Annotated in this window: 29 protein-coding genes; 11 read left to right on the top strand and 18 right to left on the bottom strand. The window is 69.4% G+C overall.

The genetic code is table 11. The features are described 5' to 3' along the window. Positions 1–13 precede the first annotated feature (13 nt). Positions 14–313 (bottom strand): hypothetical protein, encoded by a 300-nt coding sequence (locus AB0C25_RS05115; protein ID WP_357369785.1) that lies wholly within the window; start codon positions 311–313, stop codon positions 14–16. Positions 314–699: 386 nt separating this feature from the next. Then, on the bottom strand, positions 700–1,332 hold the full coding sequence (locus AB0C25_RS05110) for an NAD(P)H-binding protein (RefSeq protein ID WP_357369783.1): 633 nt from the start codon (positions 1,330–1,332) through the stop codon (positions 700–702). Here AB0C25_RS05110 and AB0C25_RS05105 point away from each other — a divergent pair. Then, positions 1,216–1,806 carry a MarR family transcriptional regulator gene (locus AB0C25_RS05105; protein WP_357369781.1) on the top strand — a complete coding sequence of 197 codons (591 nt, stop codon included), beginning with the start codon at positions 1,216–1,218 and terminating at the stop codon, positions 1,804–1,806. The genes AB0C25_RS05110 and AB0C25_RS05105 overlap by 117 nt on opposite strands. A gap of 38 nt (positions 1,807–1,844) precedes the next feature. Here AB0C25_RS05105 and AB0C25_RS05100 read toward each other — a convergent pair whose 3' ends face one another. The 9 genes from AB0C25_RS05100 to AB0C25_RS05060 form a co-directional block, all read right to left on the bottom strand. Next, the gene (locus AB0C25_RS05100; RefSeq protein WP_357369779.1) at positions 1,845–2,033 is read right to left on the bottom strand and encodes a hypothetical protein; all 189 of its coding nucleotides are present in this window, start codon (positions 2,031–2,033) and stop codon (positions 1,845–1,847) included. Next, positions 2,014–3,267: an iron-containing alcohol dehydrogenase gene (locus AB0C25_RS05095; protein WP_357369777.1), complete on the bottom strand. Its 1,254-nt coding sequence runs from the start codon at positions 3,265–3,267 to the stop codon at positions 2,014–2,016. The genes AB0C25_RS05100 and AB0C25_RS05095 overlap by 20 nt, the downstream gene beginning before the upstream one ends. Then, positions 3,260–3,400 carry a hypothetical protein gene (locus AB0C25_RS05090; protein WP_357369775.1) on the bottom strand — a complete coding sequence of 47 codons (141 nt, stop codon included), beginning with the start codon at positions 3,398–3,400 and terminating at the stop codon, positions 3,260–3,262. The genes AB0C25_RS05095 and AB0C25_RS05090 overlap by 8 nt, the downstream gene beginning before the upstream one ends. Next, complete coding sequence (locus AB0C25_RS05085; RefSeq protein ID WP_357369773.1) at positions 3,397–4,857, bottom strand: NAD-dependent succinate-semialdehyde dehydrogenase; 1,461 nt, start codon at positions 4,855–4,857, stop codon at positions 3,397–3,399. Before AB0C25_RS05085 ends, AB0C25_RS05090 begins: the two co-directional genes overlap by 4 nt. Positions 4,858–5,005: 148 nt before the next feature. Continuing rightward, entirely contained in the window at positions 5,006–6,082 is a 1,077-nt protein-coding gene (locus AB0C25_RS05080; RefSeq protein ID WP_357369771.1) for an ABC transporter ATP-binding protein, read from the bottom strand. Continuing rightward, entirely contained in the window at positions 6,082–7,149 is a 1,068-nt protein-coding gene (locus tag AB0C25_RS05075) for an ATP-binding cassette domain-containing protein (protein WP_357369769.1), read from the bottom strand. Before AB0C25_RS05075 ends, AB0C25_RS05080 begins: the two co-directional genes overlap by 1 nt. Next, entirely contained in the window at positions 7,149–8,060 is a 912-nt protein-coding gene (locus tag AB0C25_RS05070; RefSeq protein ID WP_357369767.1) for a carbohydrate ABC transporter permease, read from the bottom strand. Before AB0C25_RS05070 ends, AB0C25_RS05075 begins: the two co-directional genes overlap by 1 nt. Then, a complete protein-coding gene (locus AB0C25_RS05065) occupies positions 8,060–9,010 on the bottom strand; it encodes a sugar ABC transporter permease (protein ID WP_357369765.1) in 951 nt (316 codons plus the stop codon). The genes AB0C25_RS05070 and AB0C25_RS05065 overlap by 1 nt, the downstream gene beginning before the upstream one ends. Continuing rightward, positions 9,007–10,413, bottom strand: a complete 1,407-nt coding sequence (locus tag AB0C25_RS05060) for an extracellular solute-binding protein (protein WP_357369763.1) — start codon at positions 10,411–10,413, stop codon at positions 9,007–9,009. The genes AB0C25_RS05065 and AB0C25_RS05060 overlap by 4 nt, the downstream gene beginning before the upstream one ends. Before the next feature lie 352 nt (positions 10,414–10,765). Between AB0C25_RS05060 and AB0C25_RS05055 the strand changes: the two genes are divergently transcribed. From AB0C25_RS05055 to AB0C25_RS05045, 3 genes are all read left to right on the top strand, one after another. Beyond that, a complete protein-coding gene (locus AB0C25_RS05055; protein WP_357369762.1) occupies positions 10,766–11,509 on the top strand; it encodes a GntR family transcriptional regulator in 744 nt (247 codons plus the stop codon). A 92-nt stretch (positions 11,510–11,601) separates the two neighbouring features. Then, entirely contained in the window at positions 11,602–12,171 is a 570-nt protein-coding gene (locus AB0C25_RS05050; RefSeq protein ID WP_266244093.1) for a DJ-1/PfpI family protein, read from the top strand. Positions 12,172–12,190: 19 nt separating this feature from the next. After that, a complete protein-coding gene (locus tag AB0C25_RS05045; protein WP_357369759.1) occupies positions 12,191–13,012 on the top strand; it encodes an alpha/beta hydrolase in 822 nt (273 codons plus the stop codon). A 51-nt stretch (positions 13,013–13,063) separates the two neighbouring features. Here the strand turns inward: AB0C25_RS05045 and AB0C25_RS05040 are convergent, their stop codons facing one another. From AB0C25_RS05040 to AB0C25_RS05020, 5 genes are all read right to left on the bottom strand, one after another. Beyond that, a complete protein-coding gene (locus tag AB0C25_RS05040) occupies positions 13,064–14,056 on the bottom strand; it encodes an NAD-dependent epimerase/dehydratase family protein (RefSeq protein ID WP_357369758.1) in 993 nt (330 codons plus the stop codon). A gap of 112 nt (positions 14,057–14,168) precedes the next feature. After that, positions 14,169–14,570: a nuclear transport factor 2 family protein gene (locus AB0C25_RS05035; protein ID WP_357369756.1), complete on the bottom strand. Its 402-nt coding sequence runs from the start codon at positions 14,568–14,570 to the stop codon at positions 14,169–14,171. A gap of 117 nt (positions 14,571–14,687) precedes the next feature. Next, positions 14,688–14,846: a hypothetical protein gene (locus AB0C25_RS05030; protein ID WP_357369754.1), complete on the bottom strand. Its 159-nt coding sequence runs from the start codon at positions 14,844–14,846 to the stop codon at positions 14,688–14,690. A 12-nt stretch (positions 14,847–14,858) separates the two neighbouring features. Next, positions 14,859–15,017, bottom strand: coding sequence for a hypothetical protein (locus tag AB0C25_RS05025; protein WP_357369752.1), 159 nt, complete (start codon positions 15,015–15,017; stop codon positions 14,859–14,861). Between the two features lie 34 nt (positions 15,018–15,051). Next, positions 15,052–15,801, bottom strand: coding sequence for a glucose 1-dehydrogenase (locus tag AB0C25_RS05020; RefSeq protein WP_357369750.1), 750 nt, complete (start codon positions 15,799–15,801; stop codon positions 15,052–15,054). 194 nt (positions 15,802–15,995) lie between these two features. Between AB0C25_RS05020 and AB0C25_RS05015 the strand changes: the two genes are divergently transcribed. The 7 genes from AB0C25_RS05015 to AB0C25_RS04985 all read left to right on the top strand — a co-directional run bounded on the left by AB0C25_RS05015 (position 15,996) and on the right by AB0C25_RS04985 (position 22,140). Continuing rightward, the gene (locus tag AB0C25_RS05015; RefSeq protein ID WP_357369748.1) at positions 15,996–16,442 is read left to right on the top strand and encodes an Rrf2 family transcriptional regulator; all 447 of its coding nucleotides are present in this window, start codon (positions 15,996–15,998) and stop codon (positions 16,440–16,442) included. Positions 16,443–16,609: 167 nt separating this feature from the next. Beyond that, positions 16,610–17,425: a class I SAM-dependent methyltransferase gene (locus AB0C25_RS05010; protein WP_357369746.1), complete on the top strand. Its 816-nt coding sequence runs from the start codon at positions 16,610–16,612 to the stop codon at positions 17,423–17,425. Between the two features lie 106 nt (positions 17,426–17,531). Continuing rightward, positions 17,532–18,521 (top strand): metal ABC transporter substrate-binding protein, encoded by a 990-nt coding sequence (locus AB0C25_RS05005; protein WP_357369743.1) that lies wholly within the window; start codon positions 17,532–17,534, stop codon positions 18,519–18,521. Position 18,522: 1 nt separating this feature from the next. Further along, on the top strand, positions 18,523–19,293 hold the full coding sequence (locus AB0C25_RS05000) for a metal ABC transporter ATP-binding protein (RefSeq protein ID WP_357369741.1): 771 nt from the start codon (positions 18,523–18,525) through the stop codon (positions 19,291–19,293). Next, positions 19,290–20,180, top strand: coding sequence for a metal ABC transporter permease (locus AB0C25_RS04995; protein WP_357369739.1), 891 nt, complete (start codon positions 19,290–19,292; stop codon positions 20,178–20,180). The genes AB0C25_RS05000 and AB0C25_RS04995 overlap by 4 nt, the downstream gene beginning before the upstream one ends. After that, positions 20,164–21,003, top strand: coding sequence for a metal ABC transporter permease (locus AB0C25_RS04990; protein ID WP_357369737.1), 840 nt, complete (start codon positions 20,164–20,166; stop codon positions 21,001–21,003). The genes AB0C25_RS04995 and AB0C25_RS04990 overlap by 17 nt, the downstream gene beginning before the upstream one ends. Before the next feature lie 270 nt (positions 21,004–21,273). After that, the gene (locus AB0C25_RS04985) at positions 21,274–22,140 is read left to right on the top strand and encodes an alpha/beta hydrolase (RefSeq protein WP_357369735.1); all 867 of its coding nucleotides are present in this window, start codon (positions 21,274–21,276) and stop codon (positions 22,138–22,140) included. A 65-nt stretch (positions 22,141–22,205) separates the two neighbouring features. Here AB0C25_RS04985 and AB0C25_RS04980 read toward each other — a convergent pair whose 3' ends face one another. Both AB0C25_RS04980 and AB0C25_RS04975 read right to left on the bottom strand, forming a co-directional pair. After that, positions 22,206–22,787 carry a dihydrofolate reductase family protein gene (locus tag AB0C25_RS04980; RefSeq protein ID WP_357369733.1) on the bottom strand — a complete coding sequence of 194 codons (582 nt, stop codon included), beginning with the start codon at positions 22,785–22,787 and terminating at the stop codon, positions 22,206–22,208. A 65-nt stretch (positions 22,788–22,852) separates the two neighbouring features. After that, positions 22,853–23,692 (bottom strand): helix-turn-helix domain-containing protein, encoded by an 840-nt coding sequence (locus tag AB0C25_RS04975; protein ID WP_357369731.1) that lies wholly within the window; start codon positions 23,690–23,692, stop codon positions 22,853–22,855. Positions 23,693–23,730: the final 38 nt, after the last annotated feature.

Raw genomic sequence — 23,730 nt, 5'->3', positions numbered from 1 at the left:
AGGGGCGCGACGTTCAGTTCTCGGGTAGGCGCAGCCGCGCGATGCGGCGCTCGCCGTCCAAAGCGCGCATCGCCCGGGCCAGCGTCGCGGCGTGCAGCTCGTCCTCGCCGCGTTCGAGCATGGTCTCCGCCGCCACGCCGATGGCCCTGGCCTCCGCCGCCAGGGCCTGCGCGGCGAGGACGCAACCCCGTGCGTCGAAGTGGCCGCTGTCCCGAGCCGGGTTGAGCCGGCCCACCAGGTCGATGATGCGCAGGTAGCGGTCCACGAGTTCCTGCTCGGCGCGGGTCAGTGCGGGGAGTTCTTGGTCCGTCATCGAATTCCCTCCGTGGTCGATCCGGGAAGGGTCGCGCGTCCCCCGTGCGCGGCAGGACAGGACGAGCCTATCCACCACTGACCGGCCCACCCGGGTGTCCGTCCGCCAGCTCGGGTGCGCGTCGGATCAGGAGGACGCTGTACGCCACGATCCACACCAGTCAGAGGAGCCAGCCGGCGACCCGGATCCGGCGGCGAAGACCGTGGGAATCTCGTCGAGGGACGCGGCTTCGGACGGGGTGGGAAAGCCGCAATGGTGAGCAGCAGATTCGCCACGATGAGGGAAACCCAGGCCGGCGATGCCGGCGAGGCGAGGAAGGCGCACGGCGGTCTCCGTTGACCGAGCATCACGCGCGTCCTTCGGGACAGACGGTGGGCGGCGGTCGGTCAGTACGCGATGCCGATCGCCCGGCGGATCGTCGCGGGGTCGCCTGCGGCGGCGAGCATGGCGTGGGCCACGTCGGCCCGCGAGATCGTGTAGCCGCGGGCGACGTTGCCGTCGATTGCGGTTCGGTACCGGCCGGTCATCGTCTTGTTCACGAGCTTCGGCGGCCGCACCACCGTCCACTGCGCCGGGCTGTCGGCCATCGCGTGCTCCATGGCGCGCAGGTCCGCGTACAGATCTCTGAGCAGGGCACTGATGACCGGCAGAACAATGCGGCGGTTGAGGAAACTGTCCCCGTCGGGTGCCGGGCCGACGGGGGCGGCGCTGACCGTGACGAGTCGGTGGACGCCTTCGGCCTGCATCGCTGTCAGGATCGCTCGCGTGGCGGTGGAGGCGACCGGCCCGTCGCGGCGTCCGCGCGGACCCACGCCGGACAGGACCGCGTCACTGCCGCGCACCACGGGCCCCAACGCATCGGCGTCGTCGAGCGTCGGCACCGTCGTGACCTCCAGCGCCGGATGACGTACGTCGAGGCGGACCGGGTCGCGGACGACCGCGGTCACGGTCAACCCGCGGTCGAGTGCCTGGCGTACGACCTGGCTGCCGATGCCGCCGGTCGCACCGAAGACGGTCACCTTCAGCTGTCACAGCTCGGGCTCCACGTCGCGCAGACGTTCACCGCGCGGCTGGCGCCGCTGGGCATCGCGCCGAACCACTTCGGACTGCTCATGCACCTGGAGCGAAGCGAAGGCAACACCCAGCAGCAGCTCGCCGACGCGCTGGGCATCCACCGCAAGGTCATGGTCGGCTTGCTCGACGACCTCGAACAGCGCGATCTGGTCGAACGTCGGCGGCATCCCAGCGACCGTCGCGCCCACGCCATCCACCTGACCGACGCCGCACGCGAGCTGCTGCCTCGCGCTCGCCGGGTCGCCGACCAGCACGAGGGCGAGATCCTCACCCCGCTCGACGCCAGCGAACGCGCCCGGCTCATCACCGTCCTGCAACGGCTCGCCGAGCACACGGGGAGCCCGGCCGGCGTCCACCCGGGCCTGCACCAGTCAGCCGCCCGCTCTCGCCATCCGGGCGACTCGTCGGATGCTCGGTAGGGCCTCGATCGCGGGTGGGAATGAAGCGCCGTCCGTGTTCATCGTGCCAGCGCGGCCCCGCGATGCTCCTGCGGGCTGATGCCGTACACGCGCTTGAACGCCGAACTGAGGGCGAACCCGCCGAGAGCATCGGCGCGCGCCCGCCCGCCCGCTAGCTGCGATCCACCCGCAGCCAATCGGATTACCGGGCGGGGCAGGAACACGTCGTCATGGTCGAGGCCGGCCACTGTCTCTGCTCGTCGTCAGGACGCGTCGGGTCCGGTCCCCGGTCCAGGCCGCTTCGAGGATCGCGGTCAGGCTGGCGGTGTCGGTCGGGCCCGGATGGTTCTGGATCAGGCGGGTGACGCCACTGGCCATCTCCGCGAAGCGGGGAAGGTCGGCGCGTGCCACGCCGATGTCCGCCAGGGTGGGAGGGATGCCGATGTCGGCAAGGAGCCCGTCGAGCCAGGTGAGGAACGTGTCTGCGGCCTCGGCATCCGAGGCGTCGGTCACGTCGAGCCCGCACACCCCGGCGAGGTTGGCCAACCTGTCGCTGATGGCATCCCCGGCCGCGTCCAGCGCGTAGGGCAGGAGCAGCCCCACGCCCAGCCCGTGCGGCGTGTGCGTGGCCGCGCCGATGGGGTACTGCAGAGCGTGCGGGGCCGCGTTGCCCGCGTGGGAGAAGGCGAGCCCGGCGAGCATGGACCCGTAGGACATGTCCGCGCGCGCGTCCGTGTCTCCGCCGTCCAAGACAGCACGACGCAGGCTACGGGCGATCCGCTCCGCGGCCAGGAGCGCGTAGTGGTCGGTGATCTGGTTGCGGCCGAGGAACACCTGCTCCACGGGGTCGCGCGGTCCGTGGGGGCGGGGTCGCGCGGTGTAGCTCTCCACCGCGTGACAGAACGCGTCGATGCCGGAGTGGGCGGTGACGGTCGCGGGGCAGGTGTAGGTGAGTTCGGGGTCGACGATGGCGAAGTCGGGCACGATGTGGACGCTGGAGACCCCGACCTTCAGCGCGCGATCCGGGTCGGTCAACACCGAGACGGGTGTGAGCTCGGAGCCGGTACCTGACGTCGTCGGTACCGCGACGAGAGGAATCGTCGGCCCCGGCACCTTCGACTCGCCGTAGAAGTCGCGCGGTGACCCACCGTGGCGCCGGATGACGCCGACGATCTTGGCGAGGTCGATCACCGTGCCACCCCCGATGGCGAGGATGACGTCGGCGTCCACCCTGGCGGCGGCCGCGACGGCCAGGGCGACGTCGGTGAGGGGCACGTCCGGGGTCGCGTCGGAGAACACCTCGACGACCTGGACCTTCTCCCGCACCGCGGCCACGATCGCGGCCACGCCCGGCTGCCCCAGCAGAACCCGGTCGGTCACGATGAGGACGCGCGAGCCGCTCTCGGCCACCACTCGTGGGATGTTCTGCGCGACCCCTTCACCCACGATCAGCTGGCGTGGTCCGCGGACGGTCTCAAGCATGTCGGTGCCTCTCCGGAACGTCGGCGGCGATGTGCTGGGTGGACATCCAGGTCACCTGCGAGACCGGGACGGCGACGGCAAGGTTGGCGGCCCGGGTGACGCAGCCGCGCGCCCGGGTCAGCGGGCCGGTCACGGCAGGTCGATCGCCGCGTAGGTGAGGTCGAGGTACTCGAGGATGCCCTCGTGCGACCCCTCCTTGCCGATCCCGGACTGCTTCACGCCTCCGAACGGAGCTGACGGGTCCGAGATCAGCCCACGGTTGATGCCGACCATCCCCGTGTCCAGCCCCTCGGCGAACCGGAGCGCTCGCTGGAGGTCACGGGTGAAGACGTACCCGACCAGGCCGTGCTCGGTGTCGTTGGCCTGCGCCAGCACCTCGTCGTCGGACGTGAACGAGATGATCGGCGCCACCGGGCCGAAGATCTCCGCCCGGAGCATCCGTGCGTCTTCCGGCACGTCGACGAGGACCGTGGGCGGGTAGAAGTGGCCCGGTCCGTCCGGACGCTCGCCGCCCACCAGGACCCGGGCGCCGCGATCGACCGCGTCGGCGACGAGCTCGTCGATCGTGCTGACCGAGGCCTCGTCGATCAACGCCCCGACGTCCACGCCGTCGTCGAGACCATGGCCCACCGACAGCGCGCCCATCCGCTCGGCGAAACGTGCCGTGAACTCCTCGCGCACCGGCTCCTCGACGTAGATCCGGTTGGCCGCGATGCAGGACTCCCCGATGTTGCGCATCTTGGCCACCATGGCGCCGTTGACCGCGACGTCCAGGTCGGCGTCGGCACACACGATCAGGGCCGCGTTGCCGCCCAGTTCCATGGAGGTACGCAGCACGTTGTCCGCGGCCTGTCGCAGCAGCACGCGCCCGACCTCGGTCGACCCGGTGAACGAGAGCTTGCGGGTCCGACTGTCGGCCAGCAGAGCGGAGACCACCGCGCCGGAACGCTTGGTGGTCACCACGTTGACAACACCCGGGGGTACGCCGACCTCCTCCATGATGCGGGCCAGCAACAGCATGGTGAGCGGCGTCTGGCCCGCCGGCTTCGTGATCGTCGTACAGCCCGCAGCCAGCGCGGGAGCGATCTTGCGGGCACCCATGGCCAACGGGAAGTTCCAGGGCGTCACGAAGACGCACGGTCCGACCGGCTTCGGTACGGTGAGGATGCGGTATCCACCCGCGGGGGCGATGCTGTAGCGCCCCTCGACGCGCACCGCCTCCTCGGCGAACCAACGGAAGAACTCGGCGCCGTAGGCCACCTCCCCCCGAGCCTCGGCGAGGGGCTTGCCCATCTCGAGCGTGATCAGCCGGGCGACCTCCTCGGACCGCTCGGTCAGTGCCCGGTACGTCGCGGTCAACAACTCGGACCTTCTCCGCGGCGGGGTCGCCGCCCACTCCGCCATTGCCGAGCTCGCCGCGTCCAGAGCGGCGAGCCCGTCCACGACGTCGGCGTCGGCCACCTCGGCGATGGTCTTGCCGGTGGCGGGGTCCTCGACGGCAAAGGTGGCTCCGCTCGCGGCGTCGCGCCAGGCGTCGCCGATCCGGAGCCGCCGGTGCTCGGGGGGCAGGACGTTCATCGGGTCACTCATTGCGTCGCCTCCTGTGATCTTCTTGGTGCTGTCCGGCGTGCCGCAGCGATCGGGCTGTACGCGTAGTCGGACGGGTCACACACCCTCGTCGGGGGCGAGGTTGCCGAGCGGGTGGAAGGTGGCGCACGGTGCTGTCGCCGCCCGTGGGTCAGCGCCCAGCCTCGGACAGCGACAGCCCGGTGTCCGCATCGAACAGGTGCGCTCGGTCCAGGTCGACCGTGACCTGCAGCCGCTCGCCCGGCGTACCGGTGACGGTGGGTCGTGCCTTGACCTTGAGGATCTCCGCCCCCACCAGGACGTCGACCACCGTTCGGTCACCGAGCGGTTCGAGCCCGTAGAGCTCTCCCGACAACGACGCGTCGCCACGCTGCTCGACGGACAGGTCCTCGGCGCGCAGGCCCAGCAGCAGGGCACGACCGTCCTCAGCCGTGGTCCAGCGGGGCCGCGGCAGCGTCCACCCCTCCGCGCCGACCAGACGGTCTCCCTCGGCGTGGCAGGCGAGCAGACTGATCGGCGGGCTCCCGACGAATCCGGCTACCCACGTGTTGGCGGGACGCTCGTACACCTCGGTCGGCGTTCCGACCTGTTGCACCTTCCCCTCCTTGAGGACCGCGACCTGGTCGGCCATGGACAGGGCCTCGACCTGGTCGTTGGTCACGTAGACGAAGGTTGCGCCGAGGCTCCGGTGGATGCGGGTGAGCTCGGTGCGCATCTCGACGCGGAGTTTGAGGTCGAGGTTCGTCAGCGGCTCGTCCATGAGGAACGCGCGCGGGCTACGGACCAGCGCCCGGGCCAGGGCGACCCGCTGCATCTCACCGCCCGACAACTGCGCGGGACGACGCTGCAGCAGACGTTCGATGTGCAGCAGGTTCGACATCTGCTCGACGGCGGCGGCGATCTCACCCGACGAGCGGCGGCGTGCCCGCAGCGGCGAGGCGATGTTCTCGTACACCGTGTGTCGCGGGTAGAGGGCGTAGCTCTGGAAGACCATGGCCAGGTCGCGTGCGGCCGGGGCGTCACCGGTCGCGTCCCTGCCGTCCAGACGCACCGACCCGGCGTCGAGCTTGTCCAGGCCGGCGATCGCCCGCAGGGTCGTCGTCTTGCCTGCCCCGGAGGGCCCGAGTACGACGAAGAACGAGCCGTCCGGCACGTCCAGCGTCACACCGTCCAGGGCCTGGACCTTACCGAAGGACTTGCACAGCCCCTGTACTGCCACGGTTCCCATCAGGCCACCAGCTCTTCCGTGCTCACGTCGTAGACCGCCGGGGTCCCGCCGGTGTGCCGCAGCCCGACCGTTGCGTCAGCGGCGAAACGGACAGTCGGTGGCATCCGAACCCGTACGTCGCGCTCGCCGCTGTGGTCGACCACGTAGATGATCTCGTCGCCCAGCCACTCCGCCGAGACCACGCGGGCCGGGACAGACCGTTCCGCCCCTGGTGCGGTGACTTCCAGCGCCTCCGGCCGTACGCCCGCGACCAGGCGACGGTCGCGCGGCAGGCCCTGCGGTGGCGTGAGGACCAGTCCGCCCTGACCGCGCAGCTTCCCGTCGGCCACCTCCACCTCGATGAGGTTCATCGGCGGCGAGCCGATGAACGCGGCGCAGAAGAGACTCGCCGGACGGTCGTAGACCTCCAGCGGCGTGCCGATCTGCTCGACGCGGCCCTTGTTGAGGATGGCGATCCGGTGACCGAGTGACATCGCCTCGACCTGGTCGTGGGTGACGTAGACCATCGTCGCCCCCAGTTCCCCCTGCAGGTGCTTGATCTCCGTGCGCATGTCCGCCCTCAGCTCCGCGTCCAGATTGGTGAGGGGTTCGTCCATGAGGAAGGCGCGCGGTCGTCGTACCAGGGCGCGAGCGAGCGCGACGCGCTGCTGCTCCCCGCCGGACAGCTGGCGCGGTCGTCGGTCCAGGAGTGGACCAAGCCGCATCAGCCGGGCGGCCTCCTCGACCCGCTCGTGCACCTCCGGCTTGGGTAGTCCCTCGGCCCGCAGTGGGAACGCCAGGTTGTCGCGGGTCTTCAGATGCGGGTAGAGAGCGTAGAACTGGAACACCATGGCGATGTCGCGTTCGGCGGGCGGCAGGTCGTTGACCAGCGTGTTGCCGATGCGGATGTCGCCCGTCGTCTGCCTCTCCAGGCCGGCGATGGCCCGCAGCGTGGTCGTCTTGCCGCAACCCGAAGGGCCGAGCATCACGAACAGCTCACCGTCGCCGATGGACAGGTCGACGTGCTCGACCGCGACCGTTCCGTCCGGGTAGCGCTTGTGCAGCGCGGTCACCTCGATGCCCGCCATCAGCGTCGCACCGCCCCGAGCGTCACACCGGCGATGAGGTGCTTGCGCACCAGGTAGGCGAAGACGAGCACCGGGAGGGCGAACACCACGGAGGCGGCGGCCACGAGACCCCAGTCCGTGGTGGTGCCGCCGATGAGGCCGGCGATGGCGGGTGGGGCCGTCCGGACACTGTCGCTCGAGGTGAGGAAGGTGGCGAACACGAACTCGTTCCAGGAGAAGATGAGGGCGAAGACCGCCGTCGCGGCGATGCCGGGCACGAGCAGGGGCAGGGTGAATCGCCGGAACGCCTGCAACCGGGTGTAGCCGTCGAGCATGGCGGCATCCTCGTACTCGGCGGGCACCTCGTCGACGAACCCCTTCATCATCCAGATCGTGAACGGGACGTTGAACGCGGCGTAGATGAGGATCAGGCCGAGCTTGTTGTCGATGAGTCCGACCTGGCGGTACATGAGGAAGATCGGGATCACGACCACCACGGGCGGCATGAAGCGGGTGGACAGGATGAAGAACAGTTGGTCCTTCTTGGCCTTCACGGCGAAGCGTGAGTAGGCCCAGGCCGCCGGGACCCCCAGCACGGTGGCCAGCACCGTGGAGACTCCGGCGACCACGACGGAGTTGAGGAACGAGACGGACAGGGCGGATCGGCCGCCGTCGGGGTCGACGAACACGTCCCGGTAGTGGGCCAGGGTGACCTTGAAGTCGAAGAACTTGGCCGGGATCGCGTAGACGTCCCGGTTCTCCTTGATGGACGTCTCGATCATCCACAGCACCGGAAAGAGCATGACGACGGCCAGCACGGTCAGCAGCGTGACCTCCAGCACGGAGCGGCCTCGGCTGCCGAGGCGGCGCGCGGGGGGCGTGTGATCCCGGGCATGACCTGTGGACACGGCCTCGTCGACGGAGACGGCCATCAGCCCTCCTTGAGCTTGTTCAGATAGCGCAGGTAGAGCTGCGTGAGGACGATGACGACGAGGACCATGAGGATCCCGTACGCCGAGGCGGTTCCGGTGTTGAAGCCCAGGAACGCGACCTTGTAGATGTGGAACGACAACGTCTCGGTGGAGACACCCGGCCCACCGTTGGTGAGGATGTAGACGAGGTCGAACAGCCGGAACGCCTCGATGGCCCGGAACATCACGGCAATGAGGAGCAGCGGCCACACCAGCGGAAGGGTGATGGTGCGGAACTTGAACCACTCGGACGCCCGGTCGATCGAGGCGGCCTCGTACAGGTACTTGGGAACCGCGGTAAGGCCCGCGAGTGCGATGAGCATGATGAACGGCGTCCACTGCCAGGTGTCGACCACGATCAGGGAGATCAGTGCCGTTCGCTGTCGGGTGAGCCACTCCACCTGCCCCAGGCCGAGCGAGCCGAGCATGCTGTTGACGACGCCGAACTGCGCGTCGAGCATGAACCGCCAGAACAGCCCGACCACGACCGGCGACAGCATCATCGGGACCAGGAACAGGGTGGTCAGCACTCCTCGCCCGTGCGTGCGCCGGGAGATCAGGTAGGCGATGCCGAATCCGAGCACGGTCTGCAGGCCGACCGCGCCGACCACGTAGATCAACGTCGTCAGGGCCCTCGTGTGGACCTGCGCCGACGTCAGGATGGCGGTGTAGTTCCCGAACCCGATGAAGTTGGCGGGTCCCCCGCGGGTGGCCGAGTAGTCGGTGAAGGACAGGTACAACGCCCACAGCAACGGGAACACCGACATGGCGAGCAACAGCAGCAGCGCGGGGGAGATGAAGGCCACGGCGAGCCCGCGGTCGCTCAGCCGGCGGGACCGCCCCGGTGCAGGCGGCGTCGCGGACGCCACCTGCCCGGGACGGTCGGTCGTCAGAGGGACGGAGTCACTCACAGTCCGCCGCCACCCTTGCGGTTGCCGGAGTCGAGCACGCCCTGCTGCTCCTTGGCGATGTCGTCGAGCGCATCCTTCGGCTTCTTCGCACCGTTGAGAGCCGCGTTCACGTTGGTGTTCTCAATGTTGACGAGCCGGGCGTACTCGGGCACGTTCCACATGTCCCGCATTCGCGGAACCGAGTCGGTGTACACCTGGTTGAACGGCCCGGCGTTGAGGAACTCGGGCGACTGCAGGGCGTCCGTACGCGAGGGCACGCCACCGGCCGCGGCCCACTTCTTCTGGACGTCGGCCCGCTCGAACCACTCCATGAAGTTCAGCGCCTCGGCCTGGTTCGCCGCGGCGGAGTAGGCCGACACGTGCATCCCCATACCGCCGAGCGGGACCAGGTTCGTCTTCTGGGTCGGCAGGGTGGCAAAGCCCAGCTTGTCGAGAATCTGCTCCCGCGTGGTGCCGAGCGTCGACTCCTTCGGATCGAGCAGGCCGCCGCTGGCGGCGATCCAGTTGAACGCGATGCAGGCCTTGCCCTGGGCGACCGCCGCGTTCACCTCGTCGATGAACCAGTTGCCGGAGCCCTTGGCGGTCAGCGGCTTCATCTTGTTGACCAGGACGTCCATCGCCTCCTGGCCCGCGGTGTCGTTGAGGACGCCGTCGATCTTGCGCGCCTTGGGGTCCCAGAGGTTGCCGCCGTAGACGCCGTTCACCGTGTTGTAGGTGACGGCCGCGGCGTCGGAACCGTTGGCCTGGTGGAAGGCCAGCCCGCTGACGCCGGGGTTCTCCGACTGGCACTTCTCGGCGGCTGAGATCATCTGGTCCCAGGTCTGCGGGGGCTTGTCGCCGATCAGGTCCTTGCGGTAGATCATCGTCCAGGTGTCGCCGAGCAGCGGCAGTCCGTACAGGCTGGCGTTCTCGTCGCGCTTGCCGGTCTCCGCCTGGGGGTACTGGCCGTAGGCGGCCAGGAGGTACGGGTTGTAGGCCGTGACGTCGATGTTCTTCTTGACGAAGTCGGTGAGGTCGAGGATGTTGCCGTTCGTCACGGCCTCGCCGATGTGTTGCGAGTCCAGGATCGCGATGTCGAAGTCCGTCTTGCGTGCCGCGAACTGGGTGAACATCGCGTCGTGCCAGTTGGCGTTCGGCACGGTGTTGACCTTGATGGTCGCGTTCGGCCGCTCCTTCTTGTACTCCGCGTTCGCGAAGTCCTCCAGTGCCTTGGCGGGCGGCCAGTCGAACCAGATGAAGCTGAGGGTCAGCGGATCCTGGGTGAGTTCCGGGATGGTCGCCGGCGCCTTGGGGGCGCTCGCCTTCGCGTCGCCGTCCTTGTCATCGCCGCAAGCCGTCATGGTCGTGGCCACCAGCAGCATGGCCGCCGTCGCCAGCTGTACCTTTCGCCGGGGATCGGACATTCGTGTTCGCTTCGGATTCCGCATCTTCTCGCCTGCCTTCTGGTGGGGACTTCCAAGGGCCTCGCTATGCGCTTCGCCGTGCAGTTGCTGGTTGTTCAGGCGCGTCGCCGGGCTGTCGCGGGAGACGTCCATCGGCCACCTGCGGCCCACTGACGCGCCGAGCGGGACGTCGAGCATGCTCACGGGAGCTCCAGGGATCGAAGCGGAGCGATGGACGGGCGGTTCCGCGATGGTGCAGGATGACAAGCATCCGGCGCATTTCCTATACGATTTGGTGGGGCGTCAGCATCCCGCAGCGTTGTGACTGATGTCAACAGGTTCCCGAAGACGCAAGAAAGGACCTCACGTCACGATGGACGAGGAAGCGATGATGGCGCCGGGCCGCAGGGCCGTGGCAGGCGGAACGCCGCCGGGAAGATCTGGCGGCCGGCTTGCCGACGAGGTGTACGACACCCTGCTCGGACAGCTGATGTCGCTACGGATCGAGCCTGGCTCCCGCGTCACGATCGACGTCCTGGCGCGGGAGTTGGGGGTCTCGCAGACGCCGATCCGAGACGCTCTGAACCGCATGGAGGCCGAGGGTCTGGTCGTGCGTGTGCCCCATGCCGGCTACCGCATTCCGCCCCAGATCACCCGGCACCGTTTCGAGGACATGCTCGAGGTCCGCCTGCTCCTCGAGCCGGCGGCGGCGCGCCGATCCGCCGAGCGCGCGTCGCTGGAGCAGGTGGCCGGTCTGCGACGGATGCTGGAGGAGATGGCGGAGCTGGAGGGGGGCAGTGGGCCGATGGCCTACGGCGCCTTCGGGCTACGCGATGCCGCTTTTCACGATCTCGTCGCCCTGAGCGCGGAGAACCAGGTCATCCGTGAGGCGCTCGCTCGCCTGCACAGCCACGTGCACCTCTTCCGACTGCACTTCGACACCCAGGTCACCCACTTGGCCATGGCCGAGCACGAGGACGTCGTGGCCGCGATCGCCGCGCGTGACCCGGATGCCGCCGCCTACGCGATGCGCCGGCACATCCTCCGATCCGGCGAGCGTTTCCGCCGATTGTTCGACGAGGTCAAGGACGCGGACGGAGTGGCGGTAGAGGCTTGACGGGCGGGCTGGGCCGGGGAATGCTAGCAATCGATCGGATCGGATCGGATTGGATCCACCTCACCCGTCCCCCCAGTTGTGAGGAGAAGCAGGTGCCCCGAGCGCTGCTCCTGACCGGCGACGCCGCCGAGGAACTCGACACGATGTATCCCTACTATCGCGTCCAGGAGGGTGGCTGGGACGTCGACGTCTCGTCCCGGACGACGCGTGACGTGCAACTGGTCATCCACGAGTTCGACCCCAACTCCGACGCGTACGTGGAGAAGAACGGCCGCAAGTTGCCGGTCGACGTGCCCTGGGCCGACGTCGACGTCGAGCGTTACGACGCCCTCATCATCCCCGGGGGACGTGCCCCCGAGTGGATCCGGGTCGACGCCGACGTCAGGCGCATCACCGAGCACTTCTTCGCGCGCAACCTCCCCATCGCACTGGTGTGCCACGGCGCGCAGGTGCCAGCGGTGTACGGGCTGCTGAAGGGTCGGAAGACGGCGTGCTTTCCCCCCATCACCGGTGACATGGAGAACGCGGGCGCGACGGTCATCGACGCCCCCGACGTCGTGGACGGCAACCTCGTCTCCTGCCGGGGCTGGCCCGACATGCCGCAGTTCGGCAGGGCGATGATGGAGCTCTTCTCGAAGTCGGTCGACTCCGCGTCGGCATGAGCACACCTGGCCTGCCCCGGTGACGGCACTTCGGACGGTCACCGTCGACGGATCCCCGGTCCACCTTCTGGAAAGCGGCACCGGGCCCGCGGTGCTGATGCTGCACGGCTCCGGACCCGGCACGACCGGGTCCGGCGCCTGGGCACCGACGGCGCAGGCGCTGGGCCCGTCCCGGCACCTGGTGGCTCCTGACCAGGCGGGTTTCGGTCGTACACCTGTCCCGGCGGGCTCCCGGGGTGGGCTCCGGCTGTGGACGGAGCAGGCCGCGGGCCTGATGGACGCTCTCGGTATCGAGCACTACGCCGTGGTGGGTCACTCGATGGGCGGTGCCGTGGCGCTGGCGTTGGCGGCCGCGCGTCCCCAGCAGGTCACCCATGTCGTGGCGGTCTCGACGATGGGCGCTCCCGGGGCGCCGCTGTCCGCCGAGCTCGACGCGATCTGGGCCGCCCCCGCCGGCCCGGACGGGGCACGAGACATGCTGAGCCGCCTCGTCCTCGACCAGGCGCTCGTGACCGACTCGGCCATCGATGCCCGTACGGCTGCGATGCGAGCGGGGGCGGCCGCATTCGCGTCGTTGTTCCCTCCACCCAGGGCACGGTGGGTCGACGACCTCACCCTCTCGGCGCAGACGTTGGCAGCGGTGCGCGCGCCCGTGCTGCTCGTGCACGGTGCCGAGGACCGGGTCACCCCGCTCGAAACGGCAGCCCAGCCCCTGCTCGACCACCTGGCCGATGTCCGCCTGCACGTGTTCGGCCGATGCGGGCACGTGCCGGCGATCGAGCACCCGCACGAGTTCAGGCAACTGCTGTCCTGCTTCCTCCACCCGGACCGAGGTCAGTAACCGCTGCGGAGCTCCGCAGCCCGCGCTGAGCAGATCTGTGGGTGCGGCACATCAGGCGGCGGCGAGCAGCGCGGCCTCCGCCTCCACGCTGAGTCCGGGTTGCGGTCGGTCGGGGCGTTGGTAGGGAGGGCCATCGAGGGTCTGCAGCCAGGCCCAGGTGTCGATGACGGTGTCGCGGACGGGTCGGCATCGCAGGCCGGCCGCGAGAGCCTTGCTGACGTCGCCGCGATGCATTCCGTCGTGCTCAGGTCCGGGCGGTAGCCAGCATGGCAGCTGCGTCCAGGGAGCGACGCCGGCAGCAGCGATCGCGGCGGGGTCGATCCAGCGCAGCGTGGCGTCCGAGCCGGTGGCCCGCACGCAGGTGTCGAGCAGATCGCCGGTGGTGGTGTGGCCGGGAGGACTGACCACGTTGTAGGGGCCGGCGAGCCCAGCGGCGCCGGCGTCGAGGACGAAAGCGGCGAGGTCGCGCGCGTCGACGTATTGCAGGTCGAGGTCGCGTGGGCCGGGCGCGGCCACGGTGCCGCCGCGGGCGATGCGGAGCAGCCAGTACGGCAGACGGCCGATGTCTTCGTACGGTCCGAGGATGAGGCCGGCGCGGGCGAGCAGGGCTTCCCCGTTGAATGCCTGTTCGGCGGCGATCTCAGCACCACGCTTGATGGCAGCGTAGTCGACGTCGACCCCGTCACTGTCGGGTGAGCCCGCGACCACAGGTCCGTCTTCGGCGAGATGCGCGGCGGGCGGGTAGGTGTAGACCGAGCGGCTGGAGATGTAGGTGTAGTGCCCGATGCGGCCGGCGAGAACGGTGCCGACGTCACCCACGGCGGCGGGTGCACCAGACCAGGTGTCGACGACGACGTCCCAGGTGCCGGTGCGCAGGGCTGCGAGGCCGTCCGGGGTGGTGCGATCACCGATGAGGGCGGTGATCCCGTCCGGGGTGCGGCGGTGGCCGCGGTTGAGGACAGTGACGTGGGCCCGACGAGCTCGGGCTTCGTCGACGATGGCGCGTCCGACGAAGCCCGTGCCGCCGAGTACGAGCAGTTTCATGCCGGAACTGTGCCAGGTGATTCCCGCCGGGGGATAGGACTGCTCGCTGATGGCAGAATCACGGTGGACGTAACAGCCGGCTGTGGGCCGATGATGCCGAGTGTGTCGGCAGTTATTCGGCGTAGGCGGCGGCGACCTGGAACGAGTCCTCGTAGAGGCGGAACCTGACGATCTTGTCACCGCTGACCTGGAAATGCATGGCCACGGCCATCTCGTACCGTCGGCCGGTGTTGCGTGCGACGCGTCCGAACCGTCCCAGCATCACCGCGTGCTCTCCGTCGTACAGGATCGCCTCGATCTCGTCGACGTTCTCCTCCGGCACGATGTTCGCGCCGAGTGTCCGCAGGTAGTCAGCGACGTCGGCCGGCCTGGAACGCCTACCCGTCCACGGTATCGACGGCGATCCGGGTACGTCCCAGTCAACTGGGTCGCTGAAGAGCATGGCTATGTCATCCGGGTCGGCGCCGCCGCCGAGCATGCCGAAGAATCGTTCGACGACATCACGAGTAGTCATCGGGGAATCCCTCCATTCTTTCGCGTGTATGTCCGCGAGCCATGGGGCCACCGACCCCGGTTGCCGGCCTGGACGATCAGGCGTCGCGGTGCGATCGTCCGGTGCGGCGGGAGCCGCCTACTGGTCAGCAGGAATGTCGGCCACCCCGTTGGGCAGCATGGCGCGGGCGGCCCGGACGAGGTCGAGTGATTCGCGGAGAAGTTTGATCTTCCCGTTCTCGGCGACGTCGGCGTTGATGGCGTCGAATCGGGACCGGGCGGTTTCCTTGAGTCCCAAGACGTCGTGCCATCACCGGACGGCGGCGTCGATGTCGCTGACCGTGATGGTGATGTTGTGCAGGGACAGTGTGAATCCGGGATCGGTGTCGCTGGGCATGATGTCCTCTGGGAAGTAGTGGTGGTGGCGCGCCCGCCCGCCGGACCCTCGCCGGTCGCGGAACCTGGCCACGCGGCGTGTTCCCGAATTCTCGGGTGAGTATCGATCAGACCTGGTTGATGCCGCCGTCGACGAACAGCTCGATTCCGGTGATGAAGCTGCTCTGGTCGCTGGCCAGGAACAGGGCGGCCGAGGCGATCTCGTCGGGGGTGCCCATCCGGCCCAGCGGAACCTGGCTGGCCAGGAAGCCCTTGAGCTGCGCGGCCTTCTCCTCGTCCGGGGCGAGGCCGGTGATGCCGGGGGTGTCGGTGGGGCCGGGGGTGATGGTGTTGACCCGGATCCGACGGTCCCTGAGTTCGTTGGCCCAGGTTCGGGCGAAGGATCGCACGGCGGCCTTGGAGGCGCCGTAGACGCCGAAAGCCTCCTTGCCGGTGGTCGCGGAGGTGGATCCGGTCAGGATCACCGAGGCGCCGTCATTCAGCAGGGGCAGGGCCTTCTGCACGGTGAACAGCAGTCCCCTGACGTTCGTGTCGAAGATCTGGTCGAAGTGATCCTCGGAAACCTGATCGAGGCGGCGGAAGGATCCCCCGCCCGCGTTGGCGAAGAGCACATCGACGCGTCGGCCCTGTTGTTCGACGGCCCCGTAGAGCCTTTCCAGGTCGCCGAGGTCCGCAGCGTCGCCCCGGACACCGGTGACGTCGTTTCCGATCTCGGCGACGGCCGCGGCGAGGGCGTCCTCGCGGCGGCCGGTGATGAACACGTGTGCGCCCTCTGCGGCGAACCGGCGGGCGGCCGCCAGGCCGATCCCGCTCGTGCCACCGGTGACCACGGCCGTCTTGCCCTGAAGCTGACCCATGAGTTGCCTTCCGATCAGGTCGCTGTCGTCAGCGAGATGAGGTGCGCCAACGCTGATCGCCGTGGTCCACGGCGGCGCGTCGACGCGATCTTTGATGTAACAGTAATGGTTACATCAGGCATCGACAAATGGGGCATGTCGGGTGGGGGCGATGTAGCATCTGTGGTTACAGTGAGCGGGCGGAGATGGGTGCGATGAGCGGAAACAGCAGGTTGTGCGTCGCCGTGCACGTGTTGACATGGATGGCCCTGGACCGGCGCGACCCGGCGGCGGTGGCCACCTCCCAGCGCATCGCCGTGAGCGTCAACACCAACCCGGTGGTCATCCGCCGCTGCCTCGGCCAGCTTCGCGAGGCCGGCCTCGTGCAGTCACGACGGGGTGCGGGCGCCGGCTGGCACCTGACACGCGAGCCGGAGTCGATCACGCTGCTCGACACGTACCTCGCGGTCGGCGACGACGAGCCACTCTTCGCACTGCACACTTCACCACCGAGCGACTCCTGCCCGATCGGGTTCGGCATCCAGCCAGCCCTGCGTCAGGTCTTCGGCCGACTCGACGAGGCCGTACGACGCGAGCTGGCCACCACCACCATCGCGGACATGCTCCGCGACGTGCTGGCCCAGCAGCCCGCGACGGCCTGACCGCGCGTGCCGTAACCCCTGTGCCGTGGGTGGCGATGACGGTGTCCGGTGCGTCGCGGGGCCTCTGCCGGCCGTGGAATCCCGAGGGCCGGTCATGACCGATTTTGGTCCACCCTCGACGGAACGAGATGAGCTCCCGGACGGTGGGTTCGCCGTATGGTGCGGGAATGTCATCTCCGGTCTGGCAGGACGGTGCGGCCTACGAGGCGTATGTGGGTCGGTGGAGCCGGCTCGTCGCGATGACGTTCCTCCGCTGGCTGGATCTGCCGGCCGAACTGCGGTGGCTCGATGTGGGCAGCGGTACCGGCGTGTTGACCTCGACGGTGCTGCGCACAGCGCAGCCGCGTCGGATCACAGGTGTGGATCCCTCCGACGGCTTCGTGCGGCAGGCCCGTTCCGGGGTGACCGACGAGCGCGCGGACTTCGCGGTCGGTGACGCCCAGGTGCTGCCCCTTGAGGGTGGTGCCGTCGACGTGGTCGTCAGTGGGTTGGTACTGAACTTCGTCTCCGAGCCGGCGCGGGCGGTGGCGGAGTTCGCTCGGGTGGTGGCCCCTGGCGGGGTGGTGGCCGCGTACGTCTGGGATTACGCCGAGGGGATGGCAATGATGCGCCATTTCTGGGATGCCGCCAGCGCGGTCGATCCCGCAGCGGCCGCCCGCGACGACCGGCACCGCTTCGCGCTGTGCCGCCCGGAGCCGTTGCGGACGCTGTGGCGCGACGCCGGACTGACGGATGTTTCGGTGCAGGCACTCGATGTGCCAACGGTCTTCGCCCACTTCAGCGACTACTGGACACCGTTCCTCGGTGGGCAGGGCTCCGCCCCGGCCTACCTGGCCTCGCTGAGCGAAGCACAGCGGACCGCCCTACGGGATCTGCTCGCCGCCCGACTGCCGACCGAACCCGACGGGTCGATCCGGCTGACGGCTCGGGCCTGGGCGATCCGCGGTACCGCACCGACGACCGTTCCGCCGAACCAGCGTTGACGGGCGCGCCGCCTGGGGCGCGACACATGCACGTGTGGTCATCTTGCTATTAGACGATACTTAATGAAAACGATTACCGTTCCGGACCTCAGGAATGGAGTGTTTCGTGAAGCATGGACAACGCACGATCATCGCCGCGGCGGCAGCCGCCGCGCTGGTTCTCCTTGGCGGTTGTGGCGCGGGGGAGGACGCGGCCGAGGGCAGCGGCAACACCTCGTCCGGTACGAGGCTCGCGGTGGTCGCCACCACCCCCGAGGTGGCCGACTTCGTCCGCACCATCGGCGGCAGCGACGTCACCGTGACCCAGATCATCAAGCCCAACGTCGACCCGCACGACTACGAGCCCACGCCGGCCGACATCCAGGCGATCGGCAAGGCCGCCATCGTCGTCAAGAGCGGTGTCGGCCTCGAGGGGTGGCTCGACCAGACCATCGAGTCGGCCGGCTTCAAGGGCACCGTCGTGGACTCCAGCCAGGGCGTCACCCTGCGCGAGGGTGGCCACGAGGAGGGCGAGGAAGGCCACGAGGAGGGCGAGGGCGCGCACGAGGGTGAGGAGCACGACCCCCACATCTGGCACAACCCGTTGAACGCCAAGACGATGGTCGCCAACATCGAGAAGAGCCTCGCCGCGGCCGACCCCGCGCACGCGGCGGCCTTCGCCGGCAACCTGAAGACCTACGCGGCGGAACTCGACAAGCTCGACGCCGACAACGAGGCCGCCTTCGCCCGGATCCCTGCCGACCAGCGCAAGCTGGTGACCAACCACGACGCCTTCGGCTACTACGTCGACCGGTATAAATTGGAGTTCGTCGGCTCGGTCATCCCCAGCCTCGACACCTCCGCCGAGCTGAGCGCGAAGCAGCTCAACGAGCTCGTCGCAAAGATCAAGGCCACGGGTACGAAGGCCATCTTCGCGGAGACGTCGCTGCCGCCCAAGAGCGCGGAGGCGATCGCCAACCAGGCCGGCGTCAAGGTCATCGGCGGTGCGGACGCCCTCTACGGCGACAGCATCGGCGCCGAGGGCACGCCCCAGGGCACCTACCTCGGCGCGGAGCGGCACAACACCCAGGTCATCGTCACGGCTCTGGGCGGCTGAGATGGGCGATGTCGCGGTGGCCGAAGCTGCCCTTCGCTACGCCGAGGTGAGTGTCGGCTACCACGGCGCGCCCGTGCTCACCGACGTCAACCTGGACCTGGTCCCCGGGCAGCGCCTGGCGCTGATCGGGCCCAATGGCGCTGGCAAGTCCACGCTGATCAAGTCGATCCTCGGCCTGGTGCCGGTCCTCGCCGGCACGTCCACCGTCCTCGGGGGCGCGCCGGCCCAGGCCCGGACCCGCACCGGATACGTTCCGCAGACCGACTCCCTCGACGCCGCTTTCCCGGTGACCGCGGGCCAGGTCGTCATGATGGGCCGCTACCGACGCATCGGCTGGTGGCGCCCCACCCGCACCGCCGACCGGCGAGCCGTCCACGAGGCGCTCGACCGTCTTGGCCTCGCCGATCACGGAGGTACCCACTTCGGGGTGCTCTCCGGTGGCCAACGCCAGCGGGTGCTGCTGGCCCGCGCCATCGCCGCCGAGCCACGGCTGCTGCTCCTGGACGAGCCGTTCAACGGCGTCGACGCGGTGAGCCAGGACGCCATCCTGTCCGTCCTGCGCGACCTCAGCGCGGCCGGGACAACCCTGGTGCTGAGCACCCACGACCTGACGGTCGCGCACGAACTCGCCGACACGGTCTGCGTGCTCAACCGCCGGCAGTGGGCGGTCGGCCCGCCCGACGAGACGTTGACCGCCGACACGCTGCGCCGCGCGTACGGCGGACACGCCATCGAGTTGAGAGACGGCCGGACAGTGCTGGTGGAGCCGTGATCGAGCCGTTCACCGTACCGTTCATGGGGCGCGCCCTGGCCGAGCTCGCGCTGCTCGCCCTCGTCTGCGGACCGGTGAGTGTCTTCGTCTTCGCCCGCCGCCTGTCGTTCGTCTCCGACGCGTTGACGCACACCGTGTTTCCCGGCGTCGTCGTCGGGTTCCTGGCCGGTGGCATCGAGGGCATCGTCGTCGGGGCGCTGGTCGCCGGCGTCGTGACGGCGGTGGCGCTGACCCTGCTCAGCCGTGGCGGGGCGCTGTCCGACGATGCCGCCACCGCCGTGGTGCTCACCGCCATGTTCTCGATCGGCGTGGTGCTCGTGTCGCGGCGCTCCTCGTACACCTCGGATCTGACGTCGTTCCTCTTCGGGCGCATCCTCACGGTGACGCCGCGCCAGATCGCGGAGACCGCCGTGCTGGCGGTCGTCATCCTCGGGCTGCTGTTGATCAGCGCCCGCGCTCTGGTCTTCCGGACCTTCGACCCGGCCGGAGCGGCCGCCGCCGGCTTCCGGATCGCCGGGCTCGATCTGTTGCTCAACATCATCGTCGCGCTCGTCGTCGTCGCCGCGGTACGCGCCGTCGGCACCATCCTCGTGGTGGCGTTGCTCATCGTGCCGGCCGCGACCGCCCGCATGCTCACCGCACGCCTGCCGCTGATGGCGGTGATCGGCACCGGGCTCATCCTCGTCGCCGCATACGGTGGCCTGCTGGCGAGCTGGACCGCATCGGTCGACCACGGCATCTCCCTGACCTCGGCCTCCGCGGTCGTCCTGCTGCTCGTGCTCGCCTACCTGCTGCTGCTCCCACTGGGCGCGCTGCGGTCGAGACGCAAGCACGGGCGGATCATCTCCTCCGAGGCAAGGAGGTCCCCCCATGAACTGGTGGGATGACGCGCTGCACCGGGCCACGGCCGAGGTGCTGCTCGCCGGCGCGCTCGCCGGACTCGTCGGCGTCCACGTCGTACTACGTCGGCTGTCCTTCTTCACCATGGCACTGACCCACGCCACGTTTCCCGGGGTGGTGGCGGCGTCCATCATCGGCGTCAACATCGTCGTCGGCGGCGTGGTCGCGGGCGCGATCGTCGCGCTGGGCGTCGCCGCGCTCAGCCGCCACAAGAGCCAGAACACGGCCGCGGCGACAGGTGTCCTGCTCTCCGGCGGCTTCGCCCTCGGCGCCGGGCTCGTCGCCACCCAGAACGGCTTCAGCCGAGACCTGACCTCGTTTCTCGTCGGGTCGATCCTCACCGTCAGCCCGCAGGACCTCGGGACCACCGCCGTCGTGCTCGTCGTCGTCGCGGCCGTCCTGCTGGCCTGCGCCCGTCCGCTGCGCTACACCGGCTTCGACCGGACCGGCGCGCAGGCGGCCGGCTTCGCCACCGGTGTCTGGGACGTCGTGCTGCTGCTCGCCATCCAGGTGGCGGTCGTGACGATCGTCCCGGCCATCGGCACGATCCTCGCCCTCGCCCTCATCGTCGCGCCGGCGGCCGCGGCGCGCCAGTGGTCGCACCGGCTGAGCGTCATCACTGCCCTGGCCGTCACGCTCGGTGCCCTCAGCGGGCTCGGCGGCCTGTACGCGTCGAGCCGCTGGGATGTCGCCGCCGGCGCGAGCATCACCCTGACCGCCACCGCGATCCTGGCGCTGTCGACAGTGCTGTCCCGGCTGGTCAGATCCCGGCCCACGGCGACCGGCCGGCTACGGGCGTTCCCCGCCTGAGCAACGCGTGGGGTGAACCTTTTGGTGGCGCTTCCACCAAGAAGGTGAAACTCGAACGATTTTCCTCTTCTGTCCGAGATCTCCACTGAACGTCAGTACGGTGAGGGTCGGGCGATCAAGCAGGTCAGCGCGGCACCGAAGCCCGCCGCTATCGGTGCACGCGCGCCACTCGGCGGTGCTCCCGAGCGGTTGCGGCTTCGGCAGGTCGCGCAGGCAGCCATGCGCATCTGCCCGCGTCCGGAAACCACTGACCAACGAGGGAGAAGAGACATGCTCGGTATCTCGCTACGTCGGCCGAAGACCATCGCCGCAACGCTCGCCGCCGCAACGCTGGTGACGGTGCTCGGCTCATCCGCCCCACACGTGTTCGCGGACGGCGGTGTGCGACCAACCCCCGACCGGGGGCATGACGGCAGACCGACGATCGTCCTGGTGCACGGCGCCTGGGCCGACGGCTCGAGCTGGAGTGGGGAGATCCGCAGACTCCAGGCACGCGGTTTCGAGGTGCAGGTCGCGCCGCAACCCAGCCGGGGGCCGACGATCGACAGCGGCTACCTGAAGGACTTCCTGTCCACCATCGAGGGTCCCGTCGTCATCGCGGCCCACTCCTACGGCGGTTTCGTGACAAGCGACGCCGCGACCGGCAACAAGAACGTCAAGGCAATCGTGTTCGTCGACGCCTTCGCCCCGGACAAGGGCGAGACCGTGGAGGAACTCACCGCCGGCTCCGGCTCGATTCTTGAGCCGGCCCTGACCGACCCCACGAGCGTCTTCAAGCTCGTGCCGTTCCCGGGTGCCCCGGAAGGTGCGGCCGACGCGTACGTCCTGCCGAAGGTGTTCATCCCCGGCTTCGCCAACGGTCTGCCCCGGCGGCAGGCGGAGGTGCTCGCCGTGACGCAGACCGCGTTGGCCACGAACGCCCTGGCGGTGCCGGCCACCGAGCCGGCGTGGAAGACGATCCCGGTGTGGGCAGTGATCGGTACCGAGGACCGGGTCATCCCGCCGGCCAGCCAGGAGGCGATGATGAAGCGGGCGGGGGCCGACATCACCAAGATCGACGCCGGTCACCTGGGCCTGATCTCGCATCCCGGTGAGGTTACCGAGGTCATCCTGGAGGCGGCCCGGACGACCGCCTGACCGGACCTCCTGCCATCGGCAGCAACAGTGGTCGCGTGGGCCGAACCGGCCCACGCGACCGTCGGTCAGTTGCGCACCCGACAGCGCAGGTGAAGCACCCGGTTGCCCTGGATCACCACGTCCGGGTCCTCCAACAGGTGCTGCGCGTCGACCGACCCGAAGTAGCGCTTGCCGGACCCGAACACGACGGGTACGACGTCCATGCGCACCTCGTCGATGAGGCCCGCGGCAAGCACCTGGCCACCGACGTCGCCAGCGGCAACCTCGACGATGCGGTCACCCGCCAGCTCCTGCGCCCTGGCCACGGCTGCCTCGACGCCGTCGACGAAGTGAAACGGCGCCTCCGGGTCCCAGCCCTCGGGCGCCGGCCGGTGCGTCACGACGACCACGTGGTCGACCCCGCTCGGAGGCTTCCCATCCCAGCCGTCGGTCAGGTCGAAGACGTGGCGGCCGGCGATCGTCACCCCGATCTGGTCCCAGTACGGCCGGGTGTAGTCGTACGACATCTGCGACACCTTCAACGCGCCGCTCTCGTCCAACGGCACGTCACCGCTGAGCAACCAGTCGAACAGCGGTCCGGGCTGGTCATGGGCGTCGGCGATGAAGCCGTCCACCGACACCGAGCTGTACATGACCACTTTGCCCACGGACTCTCCTCTGCTTCGGGGTGCCCCCAAATTAGCGTGTCGTGAGCTGTGGCTCTTGTAAGAAATCAATCGGCCGGCAGCGGCCAGCCGTCCAGCGTGTGGCCAGGATGTTCGCGCAGGAACCGCCGCCGGACTTCGGCGTACCGGGTCGGTGTGAGCCCGGTGAACGCCCGGAATTCGTGGCCGAAGTGGGCCTGGTCGAAGTAGCCGGCGCCGCTGGCGACGTCGCCCCAGTCGATCGGTGCGGCAAAGTCGATCGCGAGCATGGTGGCGGCGAAGCGCTGGGTGCGGGCCAGCCGCTTCGGCGTGACACCGATGAGTTCCTTGAACCGCTGTGCCAGATGGGTGCTGCTGACACCGGCGGCCACGCTCAGGTCGCCGATCGCCACCGCCCCGCCGGACGCCGCGATGACGCTGCTCGTGTGGCGGACCAGCCCCAGGCCGGTCGTCTCGCGCAGCCGTCGCATCAGCTCCTCCTCGAGCAGCGTCAGCATCTCGCGCGGTCCGTCCGCCGCGTCCAGCCGGTCCCGCAGCTCAGCAACGGCGGGTCGGCCCCACACCTGCTCCACCGTCACCGGCCGGTCACACAGCTCGGCCGCGGGCATCGGCAGGAACGGCGCCAGCCCCCACGGCTTGACGTGCACGCCGACGGACCGGGTTTGGAGCGGGTAGCCGAACTCCAGCGCGCGGGTGGGCACGGTGACCACGCAGCCGTCGGCGTACTCGGCCGTCCCGACGTCGGTGCCGGCGCGGATCTGGAACGGCGCCCCGAGGTTGACGATGAGCAGCGCCCCTGGCATCGGCGGCAGCATCAGCCGGGCGTACGGCGGCGCGCCCTCCAGGTAGTAGAGGTCGCCGATCAGCGCGTCCAGCGGCGGTCGCGGCACTCTGGACACGTACCTCATGCCGACAGTATCGCCAACGCCCCGCCCGCGCGCCGTGA

It is taken from the genome of Micromonospora sp. NPDC048839 (assembly GCF_040649915.1).
GTDB lineage: Bacteria > Actinomycetota > Actinomycetes > Mycobacteriales > Micromonosporaceae > Micromonospora.
The sequence above is the reverse complement of the archived record's forward strand: the minus strand, read 5'-3'. Positions and strand labels throughout refer to the sequence as shown.

Excerpts from the sequence above, each read along its gene's own strand:
- AB0C25_RS05115 (WP_357369785.1), bottom strand. The coding sequence starts at position 313 with ATGACGGACCAAGAACTCCCCGCACTGACCCGCGCCGAGCAGGAACTC.
- AB0C25_RS05105 (WP_357369781.1), top strand. The coding sequence starts at position 1,216 with ATGACGTACGTCGAGGCGGACCGGGTCGCGGACGACCGCGGTCACGGT.
- AB0C25_RS05095 (WP_357369777.1), bottom strand. The coding sequence starts at position 3,267 with ATGCTTGAGACCGTCCGCGGACCACGCCAGCTGATCGTGGGTGAAGGG.
- AB0C25_RS05085 (WP_357369773.1), bottom strand. The coding sequence starts at position 4,857 with ATGAGTGACCCGATGAACGTCCTGCCCCCCGAGCACCGGCGGCTCCGG.
- AB0C25_RS05080 (WP_357369771.1), bottom strand. The coding sequence starts at position 6,082 with ATGGGAACCGTGGCAGTACAGGGGCTGTGCAAGTCCTTCGGTAAGGTC.
- AB0C25_RS05075 (WP_357369769.1), bottom strand. The coding sequence starts at position 7,149 with ATGGCGGGCATCGAGGTGACCGCGCTGCACAAGCGCTACCCGGACGGA.
- AB0C25_RS05070 (WP_357369767.1), bottom strand. The coding sequence starts at position 8,060 with ATGGCCGTCTCCGTCGACGAGGCCGTGTCCACAGGTCATGCCCGGGAT.
- AB0C25_RS05060 (WP_357369763.1), bottom strand. The coding sequence starts at position 10,413 with ATGTCCGATCCCCGGCGAAAGGTACAGCTGGCGACGGCGGCCATGCTG.
- AB0C25_RS05055 (WP_357369762.1), top strand. The coding sequence starts at position 10,766 with ATGGACGAGGAAGCGATGATGGCGCCGGGCCGCAGGGCCGTGGCAGGC.
- AB0C25_RS05040 (WP_357369758.1), bottom strand. The coding sequence starts at position 14,056 with ATGAAACTGCTCGTACTCGGCGGCACGGGCTTCGTCGGACGCGCCATC.
- AB0C25_RS05035 (WP_357369756.1), bottom strand. The coding sequence starts at position 14,570 with ATGACTACTCGTGATGTCGTCGAACGATTCTTCGGCATGCTCGGCGGC.
- AB0C25_RS05020 (WP_357369750.1), bottom strand. The coding sequence starts at position 15,801 with ATGGGTCAGCTTCAGGGCAAGACGGCCGTGGTCACCGGTGGCACGAGC.
- AB0C25_RS05015 (WP_357369748.1), top strand. The coding sequence starts at position 15,996 with ATGAGCGGAAACAGCAGGTTGTGCGTCGCCGTGCACGTGTTGACATGG.
- AB0C25_RS05010 (WP_357369746.1), top strand. The coding sequence starts at position 16,610 with ATGTCATCTCCGGTCTGGCAGGACGGTGCGGCCTACGAGGCGTATGTG.
- AB0C25_RS05000 (WP_357369741.1), top strand. The coding sequence starts at position 18,523 with ATGGGCGATGTCGCGGTGGCCGAAGCTGCCCTTCGCTACGCCGAGGTG.
- AB0C25_RS04990 (WP_357369737.1), top strand. The coding sequence starts at position 20,164 with ATGAACTGGTGGGATGACGCGCTGCACCGGGCCACGGCCGAGGTGCTG.
- AB0C25_RS04985 (WP_357369735.1), top strand. The coding sequence starts at position 21,274 with ATGCTCGGTATCTCGCTACGTCGGCCGAAGACCATCGCCGCAACGCTC.
- AB0C25_RS04975 (WP_357369731.1), bottom strand. The coding sequence starts at position 23,692 with ATGAGGTACGTGTCCAGAGTGCCGCGACCGCCGCTGGACGCGCTGATC.